Origin of the sequence: Citrobacter sp. wls827 (genome assembly GCF_005280875.1) — a bacterium.
GTDB classification, from domain to species: Bacteria; Pseudomonadota; Gammaproteobacteria; order Enterobacterales; family Enterobacteriaceae; genus Citrobacter; species Citrobacter youngae.
In genome coordinates this window covers 686,439-696,354 of record NZ_SZWR01000010.1, presented here as the reverse complement: position 1 = coordinate 696,354, position 9,916 = coordinate 686,439, and the positions used below count along the sequence as shown (strand labels likewise).

At 52.3% G+C, this 9,916-nt stretch carries 13 protein-coding genes and 1 pseudogene; 1 reads left to right on the top strand and 13 read right to left on the bottom strand.

The window, feature by feature from the left end; translation table 11 throughout:
• Positions 1 to 121 (bottom strand): annotated as a pseudogene (locus FDX03_RS23130) (LexA family transcriptional regulator); the annotation flags it as partial.
• Positions 122 to 193: 72 nt separating this feature from the next.
• Here FDX03_RS23130 and FDX03_RS06830 point away from each other — a divergent pair.
• The gene (locus FDX03_RS06830) at positions 194 to 436 is read left to right on the top strand and encodes a DinI-like family protein (RefSeq protein WP_115642623.1); all 243 of its coding nucleotides are present in this window, start codon (positions 194 to 196) and stop codon (positions 434 to 436) included.
• 67 nt (positions 437 to 503) lie between these two features.
• Here the strand turns inward: FDX03_RS06830 and FDX03_RS06825 are convergent, their stop codons facing one another.
• The 12 genes from FDX03_RS06825 to FDX03_RS06770 form a co-directional block, all read right to left on the bottom strand.
• On the bottom strand, positions 504 to 1,019 hold the full coding sequence (locus FDX03_RS06825; protein ID WP_137345676.1) for a tail fiber assembly protein: 516 nt from the start codon (positions 1,017 to 1,019) through the stop codon (positions 504 to 506).
• A 3-nt stretch (positions 1,020 to 1,022) separates the two neighbouring features.
• Entirely contained in the window at positions 1,023 to 2,312 is a 1,290-nt protein-coding gene (locus tag FDX03_RS23855) for a phage tail protein (protein ID WP_349290435.1), read from the bottom strand.
• Complete coding sequence (locus tag FDX03_RS06815; protein ID WP_137345675.1) at positions 2,305 to 2,868, bottom strand: phage tail protein I; 564 nt, start codon at positions 2,866 to 2,868, stop codon at positions 2,305 to 2,307. The genes FDX03_RS23855 and FDX03_RS06815 overlap by 8 nt, the downstream gene beginning before the upstream one ends.
• Positions 2,858 to 3,778: a baseplate J/gp47 family protein gene (locus FDX03_RS06810; RefSeq protein WP_086523764.1), complete on the bottom strand. Its 921-nt coding sequence runs from the start codon at positions 3,776 to 3,778 to the stop codon at positions 2,858 to 2,860. The genes FDX03_RS06815 and FDX03_RS06810 overlap by 11 nt, the downstream gene beginning before the upstream one ends.
• Complete coding sequence (locus FDX03_RS06805) at positions 3,762 to 4,115, bottom strand: GPW/gp25 family protein (RefSeq protein WP_101743195.1); 354 nt, start codon at positions 4,113 to 4,115, stop codon at positions 3,762 to 3,764. The genes FDX03_RS06810 and FDX03_RS06805 overlap by 17 nt, the downstream gene beginning before the upstream one ends.
• A gap of 39 nt (positions 4,116 to 4,154) precedes the next feature.
• The gene (locus FDX03_RS06800; RefSeq protein ID WP_086523766.1) at positions 4,155 to 5,273 is read right to left on the bottom strand and encodes a contractile injection system protein, VgrG/Pvc8 family; all 1,119 of its coding nucleotides are present in this window, start codon (positions 5,271 to 5,273) and stop codon (positions 4,155 to 4,157) included.
• A 1-nt stretch (position 5,274) separates the two neighbouring features.
• A complete protein-coding gene (locus FDX03_RS06795; protein WP_086523767.1) occupies positions 5,275 to 5,490 on the bottom strand; it encodes a tail protein X in 216 nt (71 codons plus the stop codon).
• Positions 5,465 to 5,935 carry a phage tail protein gene (locus tag FDX03_RS06790; RefSeq protein ID WP_101743198.1) on the bottom strand — a complete coding sequence of 157 codons (471 nt, stop codon included), beginning with the start codon at positions 5,933 to 5,935 and terminating at the stop codon, positions 5,465 to 5,467. The genes FDX03_RS06795 and FDX03_RS06790 overlap by 26 nt, the downstream gene beginning before the upstream one ends.
• Positions 5,932 to 7,632: a hypothetical protein gene (locus tag FDX03_RS06785; RefSeq protein ID WP_137345674.1), complete on the bottom strand. Its 1,701-nt coding sequence runs from the start codon at positions 7,630 to 7,632 to the stop codon at positions 5,932 to 5,934. The genes FDX03_RS06790 and FDX03_RS06785 overlap by 4 nt, the downstream gene beginning before the upstream one ends.
• A 102-nt stretch (positions 7,633 to 7,734) precedes the next feature.
• The gene (locus FDX03_RS06780; protein ID WP_116360788.1) at positions 7,735 to 8,034 is read right to left on the bottom strand and encodes a phage tail assembly protein; all 300 of its coding nucleotides are present in this window, start codon (positions 8,032 to 8,034) and stop codon (positions 7,735 to 7,737) included.
• A gap of 58 nt (positions 8,035 to 8,092) precedes the next feature.
• Positions 8,093 to 8,599, bottom strand: coding sequence for a phage major tail tube protein (locus tag FDX03_RS06775; RefSeq protein WP_086523770.1), 507 nt, complete (start codon positions 8,597 to 8,599; stop codon positions 8,093 to 8,095).
• Positions 8,596 to 9,916 (bottom strand): phage tail sheath C-terminal domain-containing protein (locus tag FDX03_RS06770; RefSeq protein WP_249357003.1); only part of this gene is annotated, 1,321 nt, incomplete at its 5' end. The genes FDX03_RS06775 and FDX03_RS06770, both read right to left, overlap by 4 nt.

Here is a 9,916-nt window from a genome sequence, read left to right as displayed (position 1 = left end):
TGAAATGTGAACGCGATGCCCGCATGAAATAAGTCGCTGCGGGGTGTCTGATTAGTTGCTGATCGAGGGAAATCCTTTTTTCAACATAATCAGCCGCAGGTGAAGGAAAGCCCATGTTTACGCCCTCTCTTGAATACCGGATAAAAACACAGTATAAATACTGTATATTCATCCAGTAAAGAGGCAATAATCAATGTTCGTGGAACTCGTTTATGACAAAAGGAATTTTGATGGTCTTCCCGGTGCAAAAGACATCATTCTGGGCGAACTGAGTAAGAGGGTTCACCGGATTTTCCCGGATGCTGATGTCCGTGTAAAACCGATGATGACACTGCCGGCGATCAACACTGACGCCAGCAAGCATGAGAAAGAGCAGATAAGCCGTACTGTCCAGGAAATGTTTGAAGAGGCTGAGTTCTGGTTAGTGAGTGAATGAAATTCTTAAATATCCGCTACAACCTTGTTTTGATTAAGTTGCAGCGGATGAATTCTCAATCCCGCCCCTATTGGTCTGGTTTGTCCGGCCAGACAATTTCCAGCGGTTTACTGGTATTAATCCTGCTCAGAAGTACCGAATATCTTTCCCATTCAGTGAGCAGTAATATTTCTTTATCGGTTGCCATGCCTAACCTGACTGCCCGTTCAAGTGGTGTAATCGCGGCATCGGCTTCCATAAGCAGCGCCTGTTTTTTTGCTTCTGCCTGCCGCTTTAGTTCTTCATCTGTGTACTGGCGTGGAATAACTTTTTCCCCGTCAAAAAACCATCCCCCGAAGATGTCACAACCATCAGGAATACTGTCAACATCAACAACCGTCAAACCACCGGGATAAAGCCGTGATGCATCTTCGCTGATACTACGAATAATGCCAGTATCGTTTTCGATTGCCAGGCTGTATTTCTTTGTGAATTGAGACAGCGATTTATACCAGTCCTTTCCTGTGGCATCGATAAAATACTGAATATCATCACCCAAAAAATACTCGTCAGGAATATAGCGTTGTAAATTAGTTAATTTCATTTTTTAATCACCAATCGTTACCCAGCCACCATTTCGCCATACTTGCAGAGGACGATATAAAGCGATACCGACCTGATTGCTCTCGTTTCCGTTCCCGCCAGTCAGGACGCAGCCAGAAGGAGCTTCCACCAGTCCGCCATCCATAACCATACTGCTCTGTGCACCACGTTTCACACCAGTAATAAAATTTTGGTTAACCCATGTTTTCGCCTCATTAATGCGATTGTTTATCCAAATATTTATCCAGCCCGAATTACCGTTCTCTCCCCATGCAGCGCCGTAAATATTTGCATCAGCCTGGATGATACCCGACCCAAATCTTATACTGGCCTGCGGAATACTGAACTCGCCAGTTTCCAGATCGAACGTAAATTGTTTAACAGGACCACCACCCCACGGAACACCAAAAATACGAAACCTTCTGTCAATAAGGTCCATATTCACAGATGCCCCCGTTGTGGTATTAATAATTGTGTACTGCGGGCTGTCTGAACTGGATGTTTTTAGGACAATATCACTTTCTACCAGCGTCAGTCCCCCGGTCATTGTGTCGCCGTTTTTATCAACGGCATTAGCAGCCTTATCAACCGTGGGCTTTAAACCGATATTCTGGACAAACAACTGCGGATTAGGAATATCATTGCCGTTCCGGTCTTTAGCCAGTCGCGCATTCGCATTATCCATCGCGATTTTGACAGCCAGCGGAGTCGCCGACTGTGTTTCACTGGTGCTGTTCACCGCACTGTTAAGCTGGAGCAACCCCTTTTGTTGTGTAGAACCATCAACGACACCAATTGACTCCCGCGATGTCTTTTGTGCTTCCGCGCCACGCGCTTTTATCTCTTTCAGGTTCTGGTCTATACGCAGAAACAACCCGTCTCCTGTGGAAACATTCAGCGTGATGCTTGAGGTATCTGATACTGCCAGGCGAAACTGCATATTTACGCTGACACCACCAACAGGTTTATCGATCGATGGGCAGTTTGCCACCGCGTAAAGTTCTCCGGTATCCGTCATTAAACCAACTTCACGAACGGTAAATCCACCAATCCCGGTCGGCAGAACGATTTTCGCCATTAACTGTGTGGACTGTTCCGGTGACACAAGCAGTTCAGCGATATCTCCCCGGTAAGTTTCATTAATCAACCGGACTTGCGCCGGATCAGGCTTGACCTGCTTGCCATTACTGTCACCCACCACATAGTGAGTCAGAGTAATCAGACGACCACTGGCAAGCGCCTCTGCCTCCAGTTCTTTACCCCGGTTAGTGATAATTGAGTAGTAATCAGCCATGAGATTCCCCGGCAAAAATGTCCACATCGATATGCGCTGTTGTCGCACCCGAAATATAAAAAGCACCGTCCATACCCACATTCGCCATCACATCAATTTTGCTCAGATAGCTACGCAGGTTCTTGGCACGGTCAGTAAGCTGGCGTATCTGATGATAGAGAGCGTCACTGACCCCTTCACTGCTCTGTACTTCGATCCGGAAGGTGTAAGGTACAGCGCGTGGGGTGTCTTCCCACCACTCAACCACAGTCGTGGGCAGGTTCACTGACCCAAGAGAACGGCGTACCGCCCCGGCCGTTCCCCTGTGCTGATGAACATAAGCGGCATCTTTTATCACCTGCCGCTTTTGCGCCTCTGTCCAGCTGTCATCCCAGAAATCAACAGCATGCTCCCAGGCCAGCCAGGGGAGAAGATGCGCCGGGCAGGTATCAGGGTTTTTGGACTTGCGCACCATATTGGTATCGAGAGTGGCGATTTGCTCAGCGCTGGTCTGCTCCTGCGCCCGCTCTTCATGAAATGCGCCAGGAGGCAGCAGGGATCGAAACTTAGCCGTCATTGCTGCTGACCTCTCTGCGGGTGACATTGATGGCGGTACACCACGGTGCTTTACCCGCTTCCGCTTCCAGATCTGCCACCGGAGAAATCAGTCTTACCCTGACCACACCGGATTGCTGCAGAGCTGCATAAATGGCGGACAGGGGGACGACGGTTTTAATCCGATGGGAAAGCGTGGTGTATGACCGTAAAACATCGATGGCATTATTCAGCACTGTACTGGCGTCCGGTCCTTCCGGAATTTCCAGTTCTGCCGTAACAGCATAGTTTGCAATCGTGGCACTTTTTATCGTCACATAGTCCGTTAACGGGCGGATTTCATCCGCATTCAGTGTGCTGTTAACCTTATCAAGCAGGGGCTGTCCCGCTGTCCCATCCCCGGTACGGGAAAGGACATAGACATCAACGTAGCCGGGCCGGTTATGGGTTTCCGGCCCATAGGCATCTGCATCCAGCACATCCGTATCGGCAGACTTTGCATGAAAGCGGTAAGCGTTACGCGCGCCTGCTGTATTCAGCTGTGCCCATGAAAGCTGGATACGTTCGCGAAATGCCGCATCGCCTTCCAGCTCAGGCTCCACAGGCGGAACAGCAAGTGGATCGCCGGGCTTAATCACCTGCCGCTTAACGTTGAATGCGGCACCTATCTGGTCAAGGTCAGCCTCTTTTGCACTCGCGAGAAATACCGCCCGCACGGCATCATTAACCCGCTGAAAAGCCAGCGTCAGCTGATAGGCATTCACCTCCCCCTGTTTAAACGTCGGATCGGATTCCACCAGCGCATCAAACTGCTCATCAAGTTCCCGCAGGCGCGCCAGCCACCGGGTGAAGATTTCCGTCGCATCCGGCACCACAATGGCATCCGGTACGTCCAGTTCTGACAGGTTGATCACGTCATAGCTGCTTGCCATAAATCGTTATGTCTCCCGTTCTGACAGGTAAATTGGTTTCCTTGTTGATCCCCTCGATATCCAGTACACAGCCGGACTTCCCTTCAGGAAAGGAAACAAGCACACGGGTTACCTTCAGTCGCGTCTCCCACCTGGCCAGTGCGGTCGCAGACGCGGCGATTATTTGTAGACGGGTCATATCATCCCGTGGGTTATCCACCAGCGAAAATAGATCACTGCCATAGTCACGGACAAGAACCCGGCTCCCGATGGGCGTGGTCAGTATGTCGCTGACGGACTGGCGCAAATGGGCGACGCCGGACAGGCGTTTTCCGGTCCGGTTGTTTACACCGTTCATGATTAAATTCCGTTGCTGATTCGCCGGATGGCGGGAGGGTTAACCGAAGTAGGACGGGCCTGTTTTGTCCTGCTTTTCTGATTTTTTCGAAGCCGCTGCGGGTTTACGAATGTCCACGACAAGGTTGTAGGTGTAGCTGAATCCTGCTGACGTCAGAGAAAAGACCAGAGACTCAACCACCCAGGCCCGATCCTCACGGGAGCCAAAACCGGAAGTCGTCACACCTGCCTCTGCTGTCAGCGGAACATGTTTGGGGCGACATGGCCCCGTGAGCGTCATTTTCTGCTCGTTACGTTTCGCCTGAGTTTTCCTGGAGTTTGCCTGTTGCTCGGCGGTGGTTTTCTCCGACTGGGTATAGGGATTGATCATCGCCGGGCCATCATGTTCAACCGTGGAGGTCTTTGTCGTACCATCCTCCTCGTCGTAATAACGCACACCGATTTTCTCTTTGGCTTTTCCTCCGCTCCCCGTAGCTTTCCCCGTCGAACTCCCCCGCTCACCTTCACTGTAGGACCAGTTTGATACTTCATCCGGTGTGATGGTTATCCCGCCAGTCTGTTTCCCTGAAGCCGTTACCGTGGCTCCCTGCTGCAAAAAAAGCCAGTAACCGCCTGATGGTTTGCTCACTGCATTGTAGTCACGCGCAAGCCTTGCGAGCAGGTTGGCATCAGATTCCGCCACCTGATCGATGTGGCTGATATGAATATCTTTCAGTGCGTCGGCCACGCGGGGAATAAGCCCGTTGTCGGTGGCCACGGTTTTGACAATATCGGCAAGGCGAAGGTTATCCCAGCTCCGTGTCTTCTGGCTTGTCACGTCTCCGGGTTGTTTCTGTGCATTCATCGGCGCGGCGGTCGCATACAGCTCGATACGCCTTGGCGGGCCACCGCTCGAGACGCCACTGACAACAAACCAGCCTTTATCGATCAGTTGTTCATTGAATCCCAGAGCGACCTGAAGCCGGGCACCTTTGGTGGGAAGCGCCAGCGTTTCAGAGATGAGACTGATTTTCAGTTCATCTGCTTTTGCTGTTGCCCCACCATAATCCGTCAGGGTCAGTTCACTCAGGCACTCTTGCAGCACCCGGGTTATATCTTTCCCTTCGGCCTGTATGCTGAATGCCGGCGCATATTCCGGCCTTGCTGTCTGATCTGCCATATTAATCCCATAAACTAAATGGCGATTCCGCAACGGGCATCACCAGATCCGGCAATGTGATGTACAAGCCGGAAGGATACACAGCCCCCTGCTCCGCCAGCCCCTGATTGGCCTCCAGAACCTGAGTCACTGAGTCTGAAAGATTTTCAGTACCGTAATGCACGGCGCAAATCGCATCCAGTACGTCCCCGTCACGGGTTTGATAGATCGTCGGCATAGTGTTTCAGCGTCATCGTCCAGTTTTTATTTCGGTGACCGCCACCCGGTAAAAACTTACTCGTCGTGTCTGAAAAGTCGGTCACCACCCACCACCCCAGCACATCACCTTCTCCGCTGACAAGCTGCTGGGGTTTAGCCTGATCGGCAAGATCAAATAAATCATTCACCCCTTCCACGCCTTTACGGAAAAAGGCGTGAGACTGCCCTTCAAGCCTGACAGTACGCCCGGGCTTTCCGGTGTACTGAAGAAGGTCCTGTTTGCCAATGCGTTCCTGTTCACTCCAGCGCCAGCTGGCCTCACGGGTGAGCTGATGATAAGCCGTTGTATCAATCGAAAAGGCAAAATTCCCCAGCATCATCATGACGCGGGCTTCCTGCCCACCCCGTAATGCGCTGGTACTGCGCTGACCGGAATCTTCAAAGATCGGGATAATTTCACTCACCAGAGAAATCCCCCATCCAGAAGGCTGTTATCACCATTAAAGGCAGAATTGTTTTTCGTCACCGTTGTCACTTCATCGGCAATGGCTTTCTCATCCTGCCCCGGCGCGGCATTAATTTCGAATCGGTATTCGAATTTTCGGTTGTCTGTAACCTGCCTGGATGGTGGCTGTTTATCCAGATTGTCCATACGCTGAAGTAAGGTATCCCAGTACCCGATATCTCCCCCCGACGAATCAGAGGGTGGTTGCACTGAACGCCCCTTGTTCCTCTGTAGCGCTGTATTCCAGTTTAAAAGCGTATCGCCGCCTTCCGGTGTCAGGTATTTATCAAGCGATTTATTAAATGCCTCTTCATCATCACTAAAAAAGCCCCGCGTTGAGGCGTAAGACTGTTTTACATCGTCAGCGAGGTCTGGATTGTCCTTCAGTTGCTGCTCGAACCATTCTCCCTGCCCTTTGCGTCCCGCAGTCATTCTGGCGAAATCCACCGACCCAGTCATAGCCAGTGACTTCAGCACATCCTTTTGATCGCTCCTGTCATCTGGCAACAGCCAGGACAGTTTTTTAGCCAGGGCGTAAATAATTTTGCCGACAAAAACCACCCCCTGCCCGAAAGACAGAACGCCGGGATAGAGATCGTTTCGCAGAAAAGTCACAATGCGCCTGACACCACCACCTTTGAACCAGTCGGCAAGATCATCCGTCAGGCGCCTGATATCAGGCGCCAGTTCATTTCCCAGTTGTCCGGAAATTTCTGCGACCGCAGAAGAGAAAACGGTGCGGAGATTATTGATAGCCTGATTACCCGCAACAGCCCCATCAGCGCCCTCTTTGGTCACAAGGTTGTAGCGCCGCTGTTCGTCCATCAGGTCGCGGTAGCTCCGGCCAGACTGCTTGATAAGCATCAGCAGTTTGCTCGCTTCTCCGCCAAAAAGAGAGTCCAGAGCAAAGGAAGCTTTTGACTCATCCTGAAGGCTGAGCGCCCGTTCAACAATTTTGTCGAATTGCGCCATATCACTGAGCCCGGCAAAATCACCTGCTTTGAACCCGAGCGTTTCAAAGGCATCCTGCAGCGAGCTCTGCTTACCGTTCTGTTTATACTCCCCGGATTTGTGCAGATACTCTTCAAAGAGATCGCCAATGTTTTCCGCATTCATGTCGTACTGCTTCGCCAGAGAATCCCAGGCATTAAACGTGGCCACGTCCACGCCGTAACTTTTTGCCACATTCGTGCGGGTTGCCGTTTCAGCATTGGTGGCAGCTGGCGCTATCAGTGTGCCAAGTGCTGAAGCCACCACGCCGCCACCGCCAATAGCCAGCCCGGATCCAAACATCCCGCCCACCTGCCCGGCGATCCCCAGACCGCGCCGGAACAGACCTTTACCGGCACCCTTGAACGCCTGAATGCGCTGTGTTTTTTGCATCTGTACATTCAGTTTCTGCTGCTCCGCCTCCGTTTTGCGGATTTCCCTGGAAACATCGGTGTAGCGGCGCTTCAAATCCCCCAGGCTTGCACCGGCCAGTTTGGCGCGCTTGATTTCTGCTGCCAGTTTAGTCTGGTCTTTTGCCAGTCGTTCAGACTGCTTTCCGACATCTTTCAGACTTTTTTGCAGACCATCGGCAGACCGTTTCCATGAATTATCCAGGTTTCCGCCAAAGGTAATGACGGCCTTAAGGTTCTGGCTTATTGCGCCCACGGTTCATCGTCTCCAGTTCATCGGTCAAAAAATCAGAGAAAGTGCTGAACGGCATATCGAGGTATTCCGCCATCGGGAAATGCAGCCGCCGCCCCAGAAATCTTATTGCCCGGAGGAGCCCGCCTTCGGTCGCTTCGCGGGCGGGAGCATAAAAACGTTAAAGGCATCCGTGAGCTGTGAATAATCTGCTGCCGTCATCAGCCAGAGATCCTGTTCACTGAGATTGCACAACAGCGCAATCATGCGGGCTTCTTTCTCTTCTTCGTTACCGCGGTCTTTGGCATGAGTGATGCGATCTCGAACCAGCGGTTCACGCATGGTGACCTTATCGATCACGACTCCGTTATCAAGTGATACGGGGGAATACAGTTTTATAACGCGGGTTTCACCAGGAAAGCTCATAGGATGCTCCATAAAAAAACGGCCCGCAGGCCGTTACAGTGGTGAGATAACAGTGAAATCAGAGACGCACTTTGGCAGCCAGACCTGAAAGGACATCAACGCCATTCACCCGGCGGGCGAAACGCTCTGTATCAATGGCAAACAGTTCTCGCCCGTCCAGTGACTGACGGTAGTAGCTGACAGCAATATCAACCGTCACGGCATTTTCGGAAAGCGTGTCCTTCCCCCGGGCATCCGGCGTGACGGTCTGTACAAACCCCTCGATTTCCTCAACCGTACCGCGCGCAGTACCGTTACCGAGATAGCCCTGATAAGCCGTAAAGCGTGAACGGCTGCCACTGACAAAACCGAAGCTGGCCAGCATGTCCGTATCTATCCCATAAAATTTAACCTGACAGGTCAGTGCTTCCATGCCGTCATCAACCGGGGTGGGCGCATCCTGTGCGCCGGTACGCATATCCGTTTTAACAATTGCCAGAGACGGCGGTGTAAATTCATGCGCCCCCTGAATACGGATCCCCTGCCGGAAGAAGGTCCAGACGCGTAGTGTGTTTTTATCGCTCATGCTGCAAGCATCTCCTCAAGCGCATAGTTATTGTTCACCCGGACGCGCAGGCTGATAAGTTCAGTCGGCGATTTCGGACCAAAGTCATAGTTGATGTACAGGACACCCGACGCCATGGTTTCCGCTGTGTTCAGTTCTTCATCCAGCCAGGCCCGCCCACCGAATATGGCGCCAAGCCCGACCAGTTGCCGCATATAGGCATTGATGGTGCCGATAATGTCATCCGCATTTTCCCGGTCCAGTGGGCGGTCAACATACTCCAGCATGGTTTCCTGAATGCTGTCCTCAATAACATCAGCAGTACGGCGGACAGATTCAAAACGCCACTGAGGATTGGTTGCACACAGGCGGTTCCCCCAGTGTTTAAAACCCGCCCGGCGGATAATGGTGGACACGTTCTGCATGTTGAGCAGGTTTGCATCGCAGTTCTCATCCCCGAGGATAAATTCATCGATCTGCTCAACACCGAGGATGTTGTTGATGTCCTGGTTCGACTTGCTCCACCACCAGCCTTTTTCAAAGTCGATGCGGGCGCGTAACCCGGCAGCAAACGCAGAGTAAGGGCGATAAACCAACTGGCCATCTGCATCACTCGCCTGGACCCGCGGGCGCAACAGTTCAGTTCGTGCGCCATAGGACTGGCGACGCTGTACCACTTCCTGCAGCGTCGCACCGTAGGCGCAGTCAACATATGCGACGGCGCGCAATTTCCCGGCCACGGTTTCCAGCCCCTTACCAACCGCATCGTCCTCACTGAAACCCGGTGCAATCACAATACGCGGCTGGTACGTCGTAACAGATTTCGCTGATGACAGGGTGCCGATCCCCTTCAGTACCGCCGCGCGTCGTTTTGCCTCATCGTTTTCATCCGCAACACGCACCACCACCGTCAGCGCATTACGCTGATCGTTAATATCAGTCAGTGCCTGTTTAAGCGTACCTTTTTCACCCAGGCGGGATAACAGCGTGGTGCCGACAACCGCAACCGGCGTATTGAGTGGAAAGGGTTCATCTTCACCCCCCGCTAATTGCAGGCTGAAGGGCTGGACAATCCCGTCACCGCGCCCGCTCGCGCTGACTTTTGCGCCATCAACACCACCGACAGCCTCTGCAACGTCTCCGGGTTTAGCCGTGATAACACCGTGCTCATCACAACCCAGCGTGATGTTCAGTGTCAGCGATTCAGGATCCCAGCTTGCTGACGTCACAACCGCAGCAGGATTTTCGGCTGCCGGCTGTCCGGCCAGCGCAGCGACATTGATGACATTGCCTTGCCGCCCCTTAATGGTTGCAGTGAAGTCGATAACGTTATCGAGA